This window comes from Oceanobacillus saliphilus, assembly GCF_023522835.1.
Classification (GTDB): Bacteria; Bacillota; Bacilli; order Bacillales; family Amphibacillaceae; genus Oceanobacillus; species Oceanobacillus saliphilus.
The window spans coordinates 147,904-165,216 of record NZ_JALCZU010000008.1 but is presented as its reverse complement, the minus strand read 5'-3'; the positions used below and the strand labels follow the sequence as shown (position 1 = coordinate 165,216).

The 17,313-nt window shown below is 37.8% G+C and carries 12 protein-coding genes and 1 riboswitch; of the genes, 4 read left to right on the top strand and 8 right to left on the bottom strand.

Annotated features, from left to right (window positions below):
* Positions 1-5: 5 nt before the first annotated feature.
* The 5 genes from menE to MN204_RS14130 all read right to left on the bottom strand — a co-directional run bounded on the left by menE (position 6) and on the right by MN204_RS14130 (position 7,400).
* On the bottom strand, positions 6-1,496 hold the full coding sequence (gene menE, locus MN204_RS14150; protein WP_249871732.1) for an o-succinylbenzoate--CoA ligase: 1,491 nt from the start codon (positions 1,494-1,496) through the stop codon (positions 6-8).
* Complete coding sequence (locus tag MN204_RS14145; RefSeq protein ID WP_249871731.1) at positions 1,497-2,102, bottom strand: TetR/AcrR family transcriptional regulator; 606 nt, start codon at positions 2,100-2,102, stop codon at positions 1,497-1,499.
* 404 nt (positions 2,103-2,506) lie between these two features.
* A complete protein-coding gene (locus MN204_RS14140) occupies positions 2,507-5,755 on the bottom strand; it encodes an AfsR/SARP family transcriptional regulator (protein ID WP_249871730.1) in 3,249 nt (1,082 codons plus the stop codon).
* 222 nt (positions 5,756-5,977) lie between these two features.
* Complete coding sequence (locus MN204_RS14135; RefSeq protein WP_249871729.1) at positions 5,978-6,673, bottom strand: DUF2179 domain-containing protein; 696 nt, start codon at positions 6,671-6,673, stop codon at positions 5,978-5,980.
* 163 nt (positions 6,674-6,836) lie between these two features.
* Positions 6,837-7,400, bottom strand: coding sequence for an MOSC domain-containing protein (locus tag MN204_RS14130; protein WP_249871728.1), 564 nt, complete (start codon positions 7,398-7,400; stop codon positions 6,837-6,839).
* 90 nt (positions 7,401-7,490) lie between these two features.
* On the opposite strand from MN204_RS14130, the gene msrA reads away from it, so the two are divergent.
* On the top strand, positions 7,491-8,015 hold the full coding sequence (gene msrA / locus MN204_RS14125) for a peptide-methionine (S)-S-oxide reductase MsrA (RefSeq protein ID WP_249871727.1): 525 nt from the start codon (positions 7,491-7,493) through the stop codon (positions 8,013-8,015).
* A gap of 115 nt (positions 8,016-8,130) precedes the next feature.
* Here the strand turns inward: msrA and MN204_RS14120 are convergent, their stop codons facing one another.
* On the bottom strand, positions 8,131-8,844 hold the full coding sequence (locus MN204_RS14120; RefSeq protein WP_249871726.1) for a gamma-glutamyl-gamma-aminobutyrate hydrolase family protein: 714 nt from the start codon (positions 8,842-8,844) through the stop codon (positions 8,131-8,133).
* 364 nt (positions 8,845-9,208) lie between these two features.
* Between MN204_RS14120 and MN204_RS14115 the strand changes: the two genes are divergently transcribed.
* Positions 9,209-10,369 carry an MFS transporter gene (locus tag MN204_RS14115; protein WP_249871793.1) on the top strand — a complete coding sequence of 387 codons (1,161 nt, stop codon included), beginning with the start codon at positions 9,209-9,211 and terminating at the stop codon, positions 10,367-10,369.
* Between the two features lie 103 nt (positions 10,370-10,472).
* Here the strand turns inward: MN204_RS14115 and MN204_RS14110 are convergent, their stop codons facing one another.
* Complete coding sequence (locus tag MN204_RS14110; RefSeq protein WP_249871725.1) at positions 10,473-11,777, bottom strand: NCS2 family permease; 1,305 nt, start codon at positions 11,775-11,777, stop codon at positions 10,473-10,475.
* A gap of 122 nt (positions 11,778-11,899) precedes the next feature.
* A riboswitch (purine riboswitch) is annotated at positions 11,900-12,000 on the bottom strand.
* Between the two features lie 339 nt (positions 12,001-12,339).
* Between MN204_RS14110 and MN204_RS14105 the strand changes: the two genes are divergently transcribed.
* Positions 12,340-12,588, top strand: coding sequence for a hypothetical protein (locus tag MN204_RS14105; protein WP_249871724.1), 249 nt, complete (start codon positions 12,340-12,342; stop codon positions 12,586-12,588).
* 1,268 nt (positions 12,589-13,856) lie between these two features.
* Positions 13,857-15,173 (top strand): alpha/beta hydrolase, encoded by a 1,317-nt coding sequence (locus MN204_RS14100; protein WP_249871723.1) that lies wholly within the window; start codon positions 13,857-13,859, stop codon positions 15,171-15,173.
* 272 nt (positions 15,174-15,445) lie between these two features.
* On the opposite strand, the gene guaA is transcribed toward MN204_RS14100, so the two are convergent.
* The gene (guaA, locus tag MN204_RS14095) at positions 15,446-16,981 is read right to left on the bottom strand and encodes a glutamine-hydrolyzing GMP synthase (protein WP_249871722.1); all 1,536 of its coding nucleotides are present in this window, start codon (positions 16,979-16,981) and stop codon (positions 15,446-15,448) included.
* Positions 16,982-17,313: the final 332 nt, after the last annotated feature.

Sequence of the window (17,313 nt, the reverse complement as noted above, 5' to 3'; positions counted from 1 at the left end):
CAACATCACCTCGATAGTAAATTCTTATTTAATTCTTTCTTATCAATTTTCCCTGTGGCATTTTTAGGAATATCTTCCATTACGATCACCTTTTTAGGAACTTTGTATTTGGCTAGTTTCATGAGGCAATAGGATTTAATTTCCTGTTCACTTATTATTTCATCCTTATTTAAAGAGACAAAAGCAATTGGAATCTCCCCCCATTTTTCATCCTCTACTCCAATTACAGCGACTTCATTGATTTGTGGTAATTCATTCATTACCTGTTCGACTTCCAATGGATAAATATTTTCACCACCAGAAATAATCATGTCCTTTTTCCTTCCAGCTACGTAAATAAACCCTTCCTCATCTTGTCTCATCAAGTCACCTGAATAAAACCATCCACCCCTTATCGCTTCATTTGTTTGCTCTGGCAATCCCCAATACTCCTTCATAACATTTGGCCCTTTTATGAGAAGCTCACCTATCTCTCCATTTTTAACTTGATTGCCTTCATCATCTACAATTAAAATGTCACAAAACATGGCCGGCTTTCCTATAGAGCCCACTTTAGATTGGTAATCTTCCCTGGAAAGCATAAAAATCGTTGGTGCAGTTTCCGTCATTCCCATTCCCTGTCCAAAAGGCAACCCCCTTTCTAAATAGGCGTTTATGAGTTCTTTCGGGCATGGAGCACCACCACTGTAAAACCATCTTACGGATGAGAAATTTGCTGTTTCAAATAAGGGATGTTTCCGGATAGCGTCATGTATCGTAGGCACTCCCATTACGACTGTTACAGCCGTTTCTTCAATTGTTTGGATTGTGTTGCCAGGATCAAATTTTCCAGGGATAATAACTGTTCCGCCGGTAAGTAATGTTGGAAAGGCAAATAACCCAATTCCACCGATATGAAATAAAGGCAGAAGAACAATCACTTTATCCTTAGACGTAATGTCTATTGCATACTGGCAATTAATCGCATTCCAAAACATATTCTCCTGGGTTAATACAGCTCCTTTTGGTCTCCCTGTCGTTCCAGATGTATAGCAGATGATAAAGGGATCATTTGCAGCATCTATTTTTACATGTTTTACTGTTGTCTCGATTCTGCTTTCTTCATCTCCAAAACAGAAAGCGTTTTCAAATTTTACATGATTGCATATAGCTTGATATAGATCAGCTGTTTCCTCCTCGTAAATGATTGTTTTGGTTCCACTATCGTTTAATTGAAATGTTAATTCCTGGGCAGTCAGCCGAATATTTAATGGCACTGCAATCAACCCAAGCTGAGCAATTGCAAAATAGGAAATCAGATACTCTTCACGATTATTGGAAAGGATAGCTATTCGATCCCCTTTTTGAAGGAGATATTTTTTCTGAAACAAAGCAGCCATCAATTCCACTTTTTCCGAAAGCTCTTTATACGTGTACTCATTTTTATCACTGATTAATGCGGTACGTTCAGGTGTTATAAAAGCTCGTTTATGGATCCAGTAGGAAATAGGTTCCAATTAATTTACCTCCTCTCGTTTCAGACCATGAAAGATTACCTCCATAACCTCGTCCAATACTTCATCAGGGACTAATCTCTCCTCCCAAAAAACCCAACGCATTCCGATAAATTGGCCGATTCCCATGAAACAATAGGCAATTGTCTCTGGGTTCAACGCTTTACATTCATGACTATCAACAGCTTCCTCGACCGATTTAATAAATCCATCTGCAATCTTCTCGTAATACCAACGATATAGATTCTTATCCACTAATACGGACTGCTGTACAATGCTGTACAAATTACGATGATTAATTACCCATTCGAAAAATGCGAGAAAGCCGGCCCGTTGTCTTTCTTCAAATGTTTCTTTGCCTTCCATTGCTAATTTAATATGATGTCGAAAGCTTGAACTCAATTGATATACCAGTTCATCATATACGGACTTTTTGGTAGGAAAGTAATTATAAAATGTACCTTGTGCAATACCAGCCTCTACAGTAATGTCAACAATCGATGCTTCAAAATAACCTTTCTCACCGATAATCTGCTCTGCGGTTTCTAAAATCTTCTTTCTCGTTTTCATACCTTTTGATGTTAATTGGTTTTCCTTCGTTTCTGACATGTGAATCACCTCTCAGTTTTAAATTATAAGTAACTTTCAGATAAATTGCAATACTTTTTTAATAGTTTTTTAAATTACTTACTTTCTTTTCTCATAAAATAGGTTACAACGTCTTTAGCTTAACATCTATTCCTAGGTGCTTCCTCTTTAGCTTGTATGATTTTTCTACCCCGTTGTTGGTAGGAAGTCTTTCATAAAATGCAGCCTTACTCAACTTCTCTTGATATTTTTACATAAAAAAAAAAAGCCAATTAACGCCACGTTTAATAACATGGTGAAAATTAACTTTTTATATAGAATCTATTAAAAATAATAGGAGATGAGATGTCAAGATATACAGAGAATGCATTTTAGAGATTAAATTTAAAAAAGTATATTGGCCGGTATGAAGGCCTTTCTCTATGTCAGTACGTATTCAATTCTTCCGACTCCATAATCATCTCATACATTTCCCTTGTAGATTCCATTGGTTCCACGCCAAGCTCTGTATCCAATGCTTCGTAACATTTCTCATACCATTTCATTGCCTGTGGGCGATTATTGTTCTGATAATAGCTGTACATCATTAGGCGATAGGCTTCTTCCCATGTACGGTCAATTAGCAATATCTTTTCACACCAGCCCATACATACATTAAATTTCAGTAAACGTACTGCAACTTGAGCCATCTTCTCCGCGCCTCTTAGAAATAACTGCTGAAGACGTTCCCTTTCCGTGGAACACCAGGTTGTAAAACGGAGGTCTGACATGTAATCTCCCTGATAGAGTTTCAACCCCTTCTCCAACAGCTCCATTGCACGTTTTGGTTCCACCTCACCCAAGCCGGCCGTAATCAGGTCTTCAAACATAATAGAATCCAATTGATAGCCGGAATCAGGGTTTAATCCGTAGCCACTGCCTTCCCTTGTAATGAAAAATGATTCTTCCCTCGCTTTCCTGTGCGGTTCCAAAACTTTCAATAGAGCATTTAACGCTACTTTAAAGCTTTTATTCACATTCGCTTCATCTTGATCAGGCCATAAAAATTGAAAAATCTCTTCTTTTTGTAAAAGTTTATCGCGGTTCGTAATCAGCAATTCGAGCAATTCTTTTGCTTTTCCACGCTGCCAATCTTGAGGCTCTATTTGCTTCGTACCAAGCCATATTCGAAATTGACCGAGTGTGTTTATTCTCAGTGTATAGCCCGGATGATTTTTAATCGATTCATTCAGGTTAAGTTCATACATCAATCGGGAAACATATTGTTGTGAAATACCAAGCTCGTTTGCTTTTAATAGTAATGGTGCCATATTTTGCATATCTGTCGGTCCAAAAACTGTTTTCTTTTTCAGAAAGAACTCATACTCCTCTGTCTGTACTTCATGGAGGAACCGTTTCATCTCGTTCTTAAATTGATGTTCCTCATCCCTTTCAAATGAAATGTACGCGCCCCAAAAAGCTGTTACCATTATTCCGTACCGATCTCCGCACGATTTCATATCAGCCCTTACTTGTTCCTTTATTGTCCAGGCCTGTTCGAAATTTTGATTATAAACTTCTGTTATCACCATCCCGAGCTTGATAAGTGCACTCAACCACCGATCATTCACTTTTTCTGTTTCTTTCAATCCTTTCATCGCATTATCAATCGACCGGTTATATTCCTGCCTCTTGCCGTATAGAATGGAGAGGCCCATATATGGCTCAGCTTTGCCCCTTGAAATATTAATTTTTCCCATAATTTCGAGCGCTGTTTCATAACATTTAATTGCCAAATCCGTATCATAATAATCGGTCAATTGAACCGCATGCCCCAAACGCATCCATCCACAGGCTTCTACAAAAGGCGCCTGAATCGAAAGACCTAATTGAATCCCATCAGAAGCAAGCGTCCTACTCACTTCGGCATTTCCCATAAATGCTTCAATAATGGATAGAAGTATATCTGTCTCGCGGTGTGATTGTGGCAAATGTTTTTGATTATTATTGTTCCTGTACTTTTTTCTGTCCATGAGGGTTGCTCTTGCCTTAGCGAGTCTGCCGGTGCGAAGGTAAATTCTCGACTGCAAATTGCTCTCCTCCAACGGATTGAGCTGCTGTGCCCGCTCAAACCAAACTTCTGCTTTGGACGCTTTGCCAGCATTTAATAAATTTTCTGCCATTAACAGATACAGCTTTGCCATATCCTCCGAAAGTGCACCTGTTTTTTCCCTATAATAAATCGCCTGATTCACAAAACGTTCTGCTTTGTCAGGCTGAATGGTATCGAGATAAATACGCGCCATTCCCTCTAAAGCGAGACTGCGGAGATAATGATTTTCCTTTGTTGGCTCAGGCAGTGAATGAATAATGCGTTCATAATTAGCGATTGCCAATTCATATAATGAGCGGTACCGTTCGATCTCACCTTGATAAAAATATAAAACCGGATAGGTTGCTTTATACGTATCTGGTATTTCCACTAATAAATCATACAGCGTTTTGAGACTGCCTGATTGCAGGATGTTCAATCCGTTATCTTCCAATAGATGAGCAATCGACTCATATTCTTTTACTTTCTGGTAATGGGTTAGCGCGGATTCCATATCTTCCTGATTTTCAAAGTAGCTTGCTGCCCGCAAATGCAATTCTTTGTATTCGCTTTCATGTTTTTTTAAAAAAAGGTTTTCCAAAAATGCTTTAAACAGCGCATGATAGCGGAAATAATTTTTCTCACCTTCAACAATAAAGAGGTTTTGCTCAATAAGACCTGCTAAAATATCTTCAGAACCATTAATTCGCAACACTTCATCACATATCTCGGGAGTAAATACCTCAAAGATACTAGATTGCATAAGAAACTGCTGAATGATAAATGACTGCTTGGCTAACACTTCTGCAGCCAGATAGTCAAATAAATCCCTTAATGACCTCTTTTGGTTATGAAAGACAGTCTCCAAAGATGTACCTGCTTCAATTTGCTGGATAATCATATTAAATGCAATCGCCCATCCTTCGGTAAGCTGATAGATTTTCGTTACCTCTTGTTCGGTAACTTTCACATAATAGATGTCTTCAAGGATGTAGTGTATTTCCTCCGGAGAAAGAACGAGATCAAATTGGGTTATCTCGAGCAAGTCTCCTCTAACTTTTAATTTAGGAAGGATATCCCACCTCGGTTTCTTCCTGCTGGACAATATCATATGGAGATTGGATGGAATATGTTCCAATAAATAAAGCATCCAATTTTCAACTTCACTGGAATTAGCCGCATAATGGAAATCATCCAACACGAGAATAACTTCTTCCTCCAAATTAATAATTTCATTAATAAACATAGTTGCCAGTGAATAAATATGCGCTGATCCAACATAATTATCGAGGCTCTCGAGTTCCTGTGCAATCGAATCACCAAACGAGAAATGTTTTTGTTTGACCGATTGAACGAGTTTGCTCATAAATGGCACGATAGCAGCATCGTTTTGAGAAACAGAAAACCAGCATACTGCTTTATTTACCGTGTGGACAAAAAGTGATAATGCCGTGCTCTTTCCATAACCAGCACCTGCATACAATAATGTTAGGGGGTACTTCTCAATATTCATAAGTTTTTTATTTAAATTGCTGCGCTGCACATATCGTTCTCTGATTTGCGGCGGAGCAAGCTGACTTTGAATGATTGGTATCGTTCTCAAGTGACGTCCTCCCCCTTGTTATTTTATCTTAATCTTCTATCATTTTATCACAAAATTCCCCTTTTTGATTCATTCTACCCAATATTATTCCTATTAAATTCCAGTTATGATTTACCTATGATAATCTAGTTAGTTTGATACGAAGAAAAATGGCTGTCACCAATTCCGTGACAGCCTTCGTTGCACATATACAGAAAGGAAAGTTTTATACGATCCTTCTGCTTAAAGGTCCTTTTTCCCTGGCATCGTTTCCTGGTTCACTTCAGGTTCCTGTTTAACAATAGTTTCCGTCTCAGCTTCTGCTTCCTGTTTAACAATAGTTTCCGCTTCTGCTTCCTGTTTCAGCGGTGCGCTATCACCTGGAGGCTTTTTCTTTGGATTCATCAATCTGCCCTTCCGTACTTGTTTTACCCAGAATCCGCCGTGTATCTGTTTCGGTTCATAAGAGATTATAAATGCTTTCGGATCAATTTCCTTAATCATCTCATAAAGCTTAAGCTCATATTTTCTCGGCGTTAAAATTTGCATCGATAAACGATCCCCATCCATTCCATAGGAAGACCAGCTTGTCACGCCGTATCCCTTTTCCCGTATTTTCCGAGTGAATTTAAGATCTGGATTCGTTGAAACAACATTAACAGTTATATAGCCCAATGCCAGTTTTTCTTCGATTTTCGTTCCTACAATGACACCTGTTCCGAAACCAACAGCATAGGCAACCAGGTTCTGAATTTGATTTAAGTTATCCAGCACCAAACCTAGTCCTACAACATAAATGACCACTTCAAACATACTTACGAATGAAGCTATATATCGGCGTCCCTTCAATGTAAGAATCATACGCACAGTTGATAAAGATACATAGACGACATTGATAATGAAGATGATTGCTACCATAATGAATGCATTTTCCAACAACGATATCCCTCCTAACTGTCTATTCCATTTAGCATACATTAATTCGACAAGGTTGGAAATATTCTAGAAGCATATGCTTTTAATGGTTGTTATATATCCTGTTTATATACCCCTGTTTTTATTACGTCAATCATGATGGACAGGTTACCCATTTGGATTGTGTTTAAAAACCACGCAATCTTTTTTTTAGCGTCCTTCTCCAAATTCCACCCAGAAGTAAACAGGAGTAGAGTTCGTCTGCTGCGCGTAAATCGTCTTTGTGTAAAAACGTGACTTCCGTACATGCTGCAATCGACCATTGTGGATAAGGACGTTCGAGCAGTTCCAAATCGGTTCCCTCCTGTATATATCCCTCCTTGACTACACGGAAGTACCAGCCTGTACGCAGGCCGTTTTGCAGATGCTTTGCCGAAACAGGTCCAGGCTGTGAAACTTGAATAATGGCTTCACCCATTCGGAACGTATCCCCAATAAATACAGTAAATTCGTCCATCTCAAGTACTGAAAAATTTTCTCCAATCGCGCCAATGCGATCTGTTGCATCGCCGACATCTTCTTCTGGTGTCGGATAATGTTTAATTGGGTAAGCAAAAATTGCCTTATCCAGTGTGCTGTTATTCGCTCCAGTCATTTCGGTAACGTGCAGAAATCCTTGCTTTTTCAAAAAAATAGGATCACTCACTTCATTGTTTTCCGCGAAAATTTTATGTACATATGGTTCTTCCATCATGTCACCTGCTTTGCATATATGTTATATTAGCTTTATTCTACTAAAATTTAATCTTTTTATATAATAATTACAGTTTGGGGGAAAACAATGATGGCAATAAAAAAAGCGACTTTCGCTGGTGGCTGCTTTTGGTGTATGGTAAAACCTTTTGATCAATGGGATGGGGTCCATAGTGTCCTATCCGGATATACAGGCGGCCATGTTGAAAATCCTTCCTACGAGGAAGTGAAACAAGGCAATACAGGACATTATGAGGCTGTGGAAATCACCTATGACTCCGAAATAATATCCTATGAAACGATGGTAGATCTTTTCTGGAAACAAATTGACCCAACAGATGACGGAGGTCAATTTGACGATAGAGGCGACCAGTACCGAACTGCGATTTTTTACCACGATGAAGATCAAAAAAACCTGGCTGAAACTTCCAAGCAACAACTTGCTGCAAGTGGTAAATTTTCCAAGCCAATTGTAACAGAAATTATTCCGGCTGACATATTTTATACAGCTGAAGATTATCATCAGGACTTTTATAAGAAAAACAAGAAGGAATATGAAGAGGATCGGGCTGAGTCAGGCAGGGATGAATTTATCGATGCCGTTTGGAAATAATTTCTAAACACGCACTACTAATAGTCTAAAATCGGAGCCGTCATGAAAGGCTCCGATTTTATTGTTTTAGGTTGGAAGCAACATGGCTAAGCTTTGCGGGAGCCAACCAAGTTTTCTAATGCTCCCTGCAAGCTTTGATAAATCCTTGGTAGATTTTAAGTGATGGATCATCTCTTTCATTTATTAAAGCTTCCGGATGCCATTGCAGTCCAAGTACGAATGGATGAATTTTGCTTTCAATCGCCTCAATGATTCCGTCACTCGCTTTTCCACTGACCTGAAATCCGTCCGGCACAGCCCTGTTGGCTTGATGATGAAAGCTGTTTATCCGAAATTTGCTTTTTCCAGTTAAATGATGAAGCAATGTTCCTTCCTTCACCTCAACAAAATGAGAGCAATAATCAAAAGGAGCCTTTTGAGAATGCTGCAAAAGGTTTTTATTAATTTGGGAATAGATATCCTGGTACATATCACCGCCAGCCGCGATATTTAAAATTTGGCTCCCCCTACATACTCCTAAAATAGGTTTTTTCTTTTCAAGCATTATTTTCATCAATGCCAGTTCAGCTTGATCACGCTCTGGAATAATCGTACCAAGTTGAGGATGGGGCTCCTCACCAAAGAGGATTGGATCGATATCATATCCTCCTGTAGCATATAACCCATCTATTCGGTCCGAAATTTGATTTATTTCAGCTTGTTCCATATAATAAGGCAGAATTATAGGGATTCCTCCCGCTGCCAGGATAGCTTTTACATTCCTGTTTGCAACTGAATAATATGCTTTATCTGTTTCCATGGAGGCTGTAACACCAATAATTGGTTTCATTAGACTTCCCTCTTTTCTAATCATCTTTTATGAGAGGATATTCAAAAAGCGATCAAATGATAAGCATCGGATATCTTCGCTTGTTGCTTTTTTAGTTACACACGTCGAATAGCATACGTTCCTCTGCTCATACTACGCTAATCTTAACCATCTCGCTTGTGATTTGGAACTTTTAAACTCGCACTATCAGTTTAATTTATAATTTAAAAGAAAACCAGTTCCTTTGATTAATCTCTATTTGTTCTACCAAGCCACTCTTTTTATCTGTTAATAGTCGTGATATAGTTAGTAATAAAAATAATTTACTACGGTTGCTCTATTAGGTCCAAGCATCGTTTTAATTACTTAGGAGAGCTGAATGAAGTTGCCAAAACAAGAATCACTAATACCTTTAAAAACGCTAATTTTTAGCTATCATGCTTCAAATACAATTCTCATTAGTTTTTTGCCATTATATTTACAGTTTCGTGGATTGACTGGCGCCCAGATAGGCTGGGTACTTGCGGTCGAATCACTGGCCTCTATACTTGCACAGCCATTTTGGGGATATTTGAGTGATAAATATAAAACCGTTAAAAAGATTATATTTGTTTGCTTAATTGGACTACTGGTAGGAGGTACGCTCTTTTTCCAAATGGAGACATTACCTACCCTTCTTATTACGGGGGCAATATTCTACTTTTTCGCCACCCCTGTCGGAGCACTTACCGATAGTCTCGCACAACGTCGATCATCTGTATTAAATGTTTCTTTTGGCTCAATTCGTATGTGGGGATCGGTCGGTTTTGCTTTATCTTCCCTGCTCGTTGGAGTGGTTCTTGCCAGGTATGGTATTGAGTATATGGTATGGATCTATTTATTATTTGGATCAATGGCGTTACTAACACTGTTTCCGTTAAAGGATGTTAAGGTTAAATCCCAACCAATTAAAATAAAAGATTTAAGCAGAATCGTTAAAAATAAACCGTTCTTGATCTTTTTATCCGTTATCCTTTTCATCACCGTTACACACAGGACCAATGATTATTATATGGCATTGTATATAGCAGAGCTCGGTGGATCGGAAGACTTGGTTGGACAGGCATGGTTTGCTGGTGTAATCGCCGAAGCGGCAGTATTCGCTTTGGCAGGCTTTTGGTTTAAAAAGTACCATTCGATGATATTCATCATTGGAGCAGCGATTTTATATACGTTGCGCTGGTTCCTCTATGCGGCTGTGACTGATCCTATGCATATTGTAGCACTCCAATTTATGCACGGATTAACCTTTGGTGTATTTTACACGGCTGCATTTGATTATGTGACAAGATTAATTCCGAGTCTATTACAATCAACCGGACATCTTGTATTTTTCTCCGTATATTTTGGATTATCAGGAATTATTGGGTCCCTTACCGGTGGACCAATTATTGAAACGTTCGGTGGAGGTGCGATGTACATGTCCATGGGATGGATTGCAGCAGCCGGCACCATTCTACTAATAGCCTATCACCTGCTCCCTTACGGAAAAGAGCTCCGTGAATAGGTGCCTGTCACTCCCCGAATTTTGTCGAACAGGGAACGTTTTTTGCGTTCAAATCTGCATAAAAAAAGAGCTGAACCCAAACGGTTTCAGCTCTTTTTACATTCTAGCTTAAGAAAATGAAATATAAAACGAAGATCACGAACAACCCATACATAATGGGGTGTATTTCTTTTGCACGACCTTTTACTAACATCGTAATTGGATAGAAAATAAATCCAATAGCGATTCCTGTTGCGATGCTGTACGTTAGTGGCATCATCAATACAGTCAGGAATGCAGGTACTGCGATTTCAAATTCATCCCATTCAATTTTTTTCAATGATGTAGCCATCATGACACCTACGATAATCAATGCTGGTGCGGTTACTTCCGCGGTAACAACACTCAATAATGGTGAGAAGAATAGGGCCAGTAGGAAAAAACCTGCTGCAACGATTGCAGTGAAACCAGTACGTCCCCCAACACCAACACCTGCTGTAGATTCCACATAAGAAGTTGTAGTTGATGTACCAACCGTTGCACCTACTACGGTTGCTGCCGAATCTGCAAATAAAGCTCTGCCTGCACGCGGCAGTTTATTATCCTTCATCAGACCAGCCTGGGACGATACCGCAACGAGTGTCCCTGCAGTGTCAAAAAAGTCTACGAATAAGAAAGTTAAAATAACTACCAACATTTCAATTGTGAAAATATCACCAAGATGCAGAAAAGCCTGACCGAATGTCGGAGCCAAACTTGGAACACCACTTACAATACCACCAATTCCCGATGGAACGGGAATCAATCCAAAAATCATACCTGCGATGGCAGTTATAATCATTCCATAGAAGATACCTGCTTTTATACCGAATGTAAGCAATACAACAGAAATTACTACACCAAATATAGCCAATAATACCGTTGGAGAAGTAATATCACCGAGAGCAAGCATTGTAGCCGGATCAGCGGTAACGATACCTGCATTCTGAAGTCCGATAAACGCAATAAATAATCCAATACCCGCACCAACAGCCATTTTCAAACTTGCTGGAATAGCATTAATAACTTTTTCACGGATTCCGGTTAATGTTAACACAATAAATATTAGTCCCGATGCCAGAACACCTGCCAAAGCTGTTTCCCAGGGAATTCCGAACCCAATTACAACCGTATATGCAAAAAATGCATTCAATCCCATTCCCGGAGCAAGGACGATAGGATATTTAGCTATAAGCCCCATCAAAATAGAACCTACTGCTGCGGCAATAGCTGTTGCTGCAAACACAGCCCCTTCATCCATACCCGCTTCACCTAAAATGGCGGGATTCACAAATAAAATATAAGCCATTGCCAGGAATGTTGTTAACCCGGCCATAAATTCAGTTTTATAGCTTGTTCCAAGTTTTTCAAACTGAAAATAATTCTTCATTCGTATTTCCTCCTAAAAATAAAATAAATACAAAAAACGCTCCCTGGATAATTTCCAAGAGCGCTACCTTTACTTAAACAGATAAAGTAATCTATGCTGACAGATTATTTATAATCAAAATCATCATATACTTTTCTCTGCGTAGTCAGACCGTTTAAGGCAGTCTGGTAGAAACTCTGGGCCATATTCCCGAAATTATACGCATTTCTATTGAATTACAATACTATACTACTAGCACCAGAAAAATATGTCAATAAAATACGAACAATTTATAGGGTTTGCTTTCTATCGTTCGCTTTATCAGATATTTTCATGCGTAAAAATGAAAAAAACCTTCATGACTACAAAGTAAAGAAAAATTAATGAACGATTACTTACCATCAATTCTCCTTCAGTCTTTTTAATATATTCAACTACGGTTTGGCCAACCCAAATGAATCCTCATTTTTAAAACAAACGAATCACCTTAGTTTATTATCACTAATTATATTGTATAATATAATTAGTAAAACAATTAAGAAATGTAAGCAAAAACCATCTTAATGATAGGGGCGAAGAAACATTGACCATATTTAGAAAGGTAACAAATAGCGATATTTTGGCTAATGTTATGGATTTACCGGAAGATCTCAAAAATAAAGAAGTTGAAATACTTGTCTATCCGCATGAAAAAAATAACGATAGCGATAATGAAAATAAAAAAGCGAAGAATGTTAGAGGAACGTTAGAGAATTATAAGAATAAGGAACTTCATTACTTGGAAAGTGATGCATGGGCGGAAGCGGTGAAAGAAAAAAATGAAAATAGTTGATGCGAATATTGTCCTAAGATATCTCTTGAATGATAAACTTACCCTCGGCATACAGTTTCAATGCTTCATTTGCCAATTGTCCTTCATTGTAGCATATACAACTCTGTGAATTTCAACCCCATTAACTACAGAGAAAACAGCATAATTCTTAACTGCTAAAAGCCTATATTCATTTTTTATGTCCTTTATAGGTTGAAATAAACCTCACTTTCAAACAATTTCCCTTCGTACGCCTCAATTGCTCCTTACCACCATGTCACCATAACCATTCTTAGTCAAAAAAATGGGTTCTGAGGATTCATGTACCACCCTTGAAATATCTGCAAAACTATTCCGTAAATCTGAAATTGGTCTAATATGTGGCATATTAGCACCCCTTCATTAACTTCGTATAATTTTATCATCATTACGCTAACCCATCAATCAGGCTTAACTTACCGATAAAAATTGTACCTTTTCAAATAGTTGATGAATCAATCAGATAAAGCTTTCCAAGTGCTCTTTATCTGCCATTTCCGGTCCAAGCAGGTGGTGAAGTTTTTGAAATAGATGATGCAGGATAACCTTGAAAATCTCGGATGATATATCTCCATTTTTTCGAGAAAGCTGTGATTGACTAGTGCTTTCTAAGCCTACCAGTCTTTGGACAGTTTTCTTGCGTTTAATCATATCGTTGAAGATTATCTAAATGTTTCAATTGTGCATAAATAAATGTGTTCATAAACGTTAGTTCATCAAGCTTTTTGACATATTTATCAATATGAGCAGTATAAAAATATTGATCCTTTCTAGAAAGCAAATATAAGGAAATTAGCCTTGTAATATAGAGCCATTCTTTAATATTAACGGGTTTACTTCAGAGGTGCAAACAAGCCATTTACAAACAATATCGCAGTGATATTCACAATGGAATTCACTGCGATAATTTTATTGCTATATAAGGATTTGTCGCTCTTTTGCTTAATTTTCGCATTGTAAAACACACCGATTTTCGCAGATATAGAAATAAATATTTTCGTCTTGCGAATTTCTTGTGATTTATGATGTGAATTGCAGTGACAAACAAAGGTATTTGGATTTCTATATTAAAATGATAATAGAGATTATACAGGGATTGTGTTTTGATAAATAATTCAAAATAATTGAAACTAAATGAATTTAATAACGTATTAAAATTGATATTAAAATGTGGGGAATTATAAGTTTGATTCTCAGCGTTATAAAAGTAAATATGGCATCTATAAATCTATAACAAAAGGGGTTTGTTGATGAATGCTCTAGAGGTCGGCCTTGTTATTTTGATAGGAATTACCATTCTGGTTTGGCATACAAATAAATATCATGTTTTGCGATTACTTTTATTTACCCAATGGATTGTATTATTTTTTCAGATGATCTTATTTGATTGGCGATGGCCAATGATACCCTTTTATTTATTTACGATTTATCAAAGCATAAAACTATTGATGAAAAAAGGTACATACAGTTTTAAATATAAATTACTTTCGTTATTTTTTCTATTACTTTTCTTCTTGTTACCTAGTTTTTTATTTCCTTGGAATACACTAAGTATGCCAACTGGAGCCTATAAGGTAGGGACACAATCATTTGAAGTGGTTGATACTAGTCGTGATGAGCGCTGGTCAAATGATGAAGAGCATAGAAGGCTAATGGTCCAAGTTTGGTATCCGACTGATGAAACCGCGAATCGGAGAAAAGCTCGATATCATGACCACCCTGATTTGTTTATGAAGGAGTTTACTGAATTAAATGGAATACCTGGTTTTTTGTTACAATCTTTTGTTAAACAAAAGATACCTGCTTATGCAAAAGCGCCATTATTAAATCGTAATCAACCATTTCCAGTTGTATTTTTTTCTCATGGATTTGGCAGTAATAGAAGCCAAAATCATTTTCAAGTATTAGAGTTAGCTAGCCATGGTTATATAGTGATAGGGATTGATCATACCTACTACTCACCTGGTACGCTTTTTCCAGATAGTACAAATCCGGGAGTAATTAACATAGAGTTTAGCGAAAATACAGAAGTGATGGATGAATATCTTTATGAATGGAGTAATGATGCTCAAAGTGTATTGAATTGGGTTGAAAGATTAAATAATGGGGGTCTTCAAGATTTAGAGTGCTTAGAACAGTTTGTAGGACAGATAGATTTAAATAAGGTTGCATATATTGGTCATTCGTTTGGCGGAGCGTCTGCGAGTCATACATTAGCGGTTGATCAACGTTTTCAAGTAGGGATTAATATGGACGGCTTTCCATATGGAAGAGCAGCGGAATTAGGTATTGAACAACCATTTTTAACAATTATAAGTGATACAGATTTACTTGTGGATGAATCAGATGGGGATTATTTAGCTGAATATTATAGAAGAATTACGGATATAAGTGGAGCAGATAATATAATATCTATAAAAGGTACGTCCCATCTGGATTTCAGCGATTTCCCCTTACTCTCACCAATTACTTCTTGGTTAGGGATGACAGGGAAAATACCTCCGTGGAAGATACATCGTATGATTAATCAAATCACCTTAGAATTTTTAAATGACCATTTAAAGTAGATTACGCGCGGGTAGATAAGGGAGGAGAACCTAACGAATGGAATTTAATTCCTTTAATCAAGGATATAGAAGCAATTATGGTGTAATTTATAATTTTTACCTCACAAGTAAACCCGTTATTTTAATAACAGTAGCTTTTTTGGTCTAAACAAAGTTTAACAAAATAAGGAGATTCCGTATTTTTTTATTTCTTTACCGAGGCATTGTAAAAAAGGTATCACTTTTATATCAGTGATACCTCTTTGTTATTCATAAGTCTAACACCTAGTGAATTATTCCCACTCAATCGTTGCAGGTGGCTTACTCGTAATATCATAAACGACACGGTTAATGTGCTCGACATCGTTTACCAATCTTGTTGATATTTTTTCAAGAACATCCCATGGAATACGTGCCCAATCAGATGTCATCCCATCAATTGATGTAACCGCGCGAATGCCGATTGTATGGTCATAGGTTCTTGCATCGCCCATGACACCAACACTTTTGATGTTTGGCAGGACGGTGAAATATTGCCAGATGTCACGGTCGAGACCGGCTTTCGCAATTTCTTCACGCAATACAGCATCTGATTCACGAACAATTTCAAGCCTATCTTCTGTGACTTCCCCTAAAATACGAATTGCAAGACCTGGGCCTGGGAATGGTTGACGCCATACAATATGTTCAGGAATTCCTAGCTGAGATCCCAATTCACGAACTTCATCTTTGAATAATGTATTCAAAGGCTCAATCAGCTCGAATTGCATATCTTCCGGCAAGCCACCAACATTATGATGTGATTTGATTGTTTGTGCTGTCTCTGTACCACTTTCGATAACATCTGTATAAAGCGTACCTTGCGCAAGGAAATCAATATCTTTTAACTTTGCTGCTTCATCATCAAACACATAGATGAATTCATTACCGATGATTTTACGTTTTTTCTCCGGATCAACCACTCCAGCCAGTTTAGAAAGGAAACGGTCTTTGGCGTCGACTTTAATAATGTTCATGTTGAAATCTTCAGCAAACACCGCCATCACATCATCCGCTTCATTTTTACGAAGCAAGCCATGGTCAACGAAAATACATGTAAGCTGATCACCAATTGCTTTATGAATTAATGCCGCTACAACAGAGGAATCCACGCCACCACTTAGTGCACAAAGTACTTTGCGATCACCGACTTTATTTTGGATATTTGCCACTTCCATGTCAATAAAGTTTTCAATACTCCAATCTCCTGAGCAATGACAGACATCAAAAACAAAATTATTCAATACATCATTTCCATATTCTGAATGTCGCACTTCTGGATGAAATTGCACCCCATATAGATTTCTTTCCGTATCACTCATCGCCGCAATCGGGGTTGAAGGGCTTGTTGCATCTACTTTGAATGAAGGTGGAGCTGCAGTCACTTTATCTCCATGGCTCATCCAAACAGATTGCTTCGTTGGCGTATCCTTAAATAATGTTGGTTCCTGGTTCAGTTCAATAAGCGCTTTTCCATATTCGCGATTTTTTGATTTTTCTACGGTGCCATTGTAGTGCAGTGCCATGAGTTGCATTCCATAACATATTCCCAGAATTGGAATTCCCAAATCGAAAATTGCCGGATCACATCTGAAACTATTCTCATCATATACACTGTGAGGACCGCCAGATAAAATGATTCCTTTAGGATTCATTTCCTTAATTTCCTCAGCTGTCAATTTATGTGAGTGTAATTCACTGTAAACCCCAAACTCTCTAATACGGCGTGTGATCAGCTGATTATATTGACTGCCAAAATCTAATACGAGTATTAATTCATTATTTTCCATCGTTGATCTCCTATCTGCTTTTTGATGTTCGTTTAGCTGTACCGGCTAGTTAGCTTTACGTACAGTATTCCCCACATCGTGATATCTTTATGAACGGCTGTTTTCTAAAAGATTGGAAGGCGGTTATTCATCGTGTTCGTGACACAAAATTACTAACTTCCCTGTTAATGAAAACAAGTTACTTCGGCAACCGCAGCCCGTGCATACTCACGGTTCGCGTCGCCAAAGTTGCTTATCTTATGTAGCACTTTATTTCAACTGCGATGCTTGAAACAAAACTTACGAAATTGCCTTATTAAAAAACCTGGATTCCCTTCTTGCATTCTATCTAG

What these genes read in the sequence shown, in the direction of transcription:
- MN204_RS14100 (WP_249871723.1), top strand. Translation starts at nt 13,857, where the DNA reads ATGAATGCTCTAGAGGTCGGCCTTGTTATTTTGATAGGAATTACCATT.
- MN204_RS14130 (WP_249871728.1), bottom strand. Translation starts at nt 7,400, where the DNA reads ATGGAAGAACCATATGTACATAAAATTTTCGCGGAAAACAATGAAGTG.
- MN204_RS14145 (WP_249871731.1), bottom strand. Translation starts at nt 2,102, where the DNA reads ATGTCAGAAACGAAGGAAAACCAATTAACATCAAAAGGTATGAAAACG.
- msrA (WP_249871727.1), top strand. Translation starts at nt 7,491, where the DNA reads ATGATGGCAATAAAAAAAGCGACTTTCGCTGGTGGCTGCTTTTGGTGT.
- guaA (WP_249871722.1), bottom strand. Translation starts at nt 16,981, where the DNA reads ATGGAAAATAATGAATTAATACTCGTATTAGATTTTGGCAGTCAATAT.
- MN204_RS14120 (WP_249871726.1), bottom strand. Translation starts at nt 8,844, where the DNA reads ATGAAACCAATTATTGGTGTTACAGCCTCCATGGAAACAGATAAAGCA.
- MN204_RS14110 (WP_249871725.1), bottom strand. Translation starts at nt 11,777, where the DNA reads ATGAAGAATTATTTTCAGTTTGAAAAACTTGGAACAAGCTATAAAACT.